The sequence below is a fragment of the Thermus sp. genome, from assembly GCF_056332225.1.
The window spans coordinates 1-1,006 of record NZ_JBWGQW010000137.1 but is presented as its reverse complement, the minus strand read 5'-3'; the positions used below and the strand labels follow the sequence as shown (position 1 = coordinate 1,006).

The 1,006-nt window shown below is 70.1% G+C and carries 1 protein-coding gene; it reads right to left on the bottom strand.

The window, feature by feature from the left end; genetic code table 11:
• Positions 1 to 1,006 (bottom strand): Eco57I restriction-modification methylase domain-containing protein (locus AC01Y6_RS10515; protein ID WP_476671476.1); only part of this gene is annotated, 1,006 nt, incomplete at both ends.

Below are 1,006 nucleotides of genomic sequence, written 5' to 3'. Positions count from 1 at the left end.
TCCCCAGCACCACGTCAAACCCGCCCTTCTGGAAGACCTCCGGGAACTCCAGCCACCAGTGGAAGAAGCGGTGGCGGGCAGAAAGCTCGGTCGCCAGGCTCTCCAACCTCTCGTCTACCCGCCCCCCCTGGAGGACCGTCCGCGCGTGGTCCGAGGTGATGAAAGGGCCCTTGCCCCTCAGGGGCTGGAAGAAGGCCGCCGTCCAGAGGTCCGAGGCGAGGAGCAGGCGCTTCAGGGTGCCCTTCTCCCGCAAGGCCTCGTAAAGCTTGGCCTTGGCCGCCACCTGCTCGGGGGTGTCCTCGGGGAGGCGGGCGAGCTCCTCCAGCACCTTGGCGTAGTTCTCCCCTTCCGCCGCGAGGAGGTCCTGGCTGAAGAGGTCCGCTATACCCCTCAGGGCCATCTCGTTGGCCTTGCGGGCGACCTTCGCCGCCTCCTTCTCGTCCCCCGCCTTGGGCTCGTAGGCCTCTTTGGGGATGCCCCGGGCCAGGACCCGCTCGTCCAGCACTCCCACCAGGCTGTCCCCGCACTTCACCCGGCTGTCCAGGAAGGAGAGGGGCTTGCCGGGGACATGGCTTTCCATCCAGAGGGCCACCTTGCAGAGCTCCACGGCCATGGGGTTCTTGTCCACGGCGTAGAGGCAGGATCGCACCACGTCCCGCACCGCCTCCCGGTAGGCCTCGGGCGAGGGCTCTTCCTCCCCGGTGCGCACCTGGGCGAGCTTCCTCCCGAGGCGCCTCGCCGCCCCCAGGAGGAAGTGCCCGCTCCCCGCCGCCGGGTCCAGCACCTTGAGGGAGAGGAGAGCCGCTTCCTGGGCCTTGGGGTCGTCCCCGGCGGCCCTCAGGCGGGCCTCCACCACCGGGTCCAGGGCCTCCTTGAGCACCAGGTCCACCAGGGCCTCGGGGGTGTAGTAGCTCCCCGTCCGCTTCCGCTCGCTTCCCCTCGCGAAGCGGAAGGCCCACCCCCCTTCCTCCCAGGCCACCCGGGGGCTGTGGTCCAGAAGGCTCTC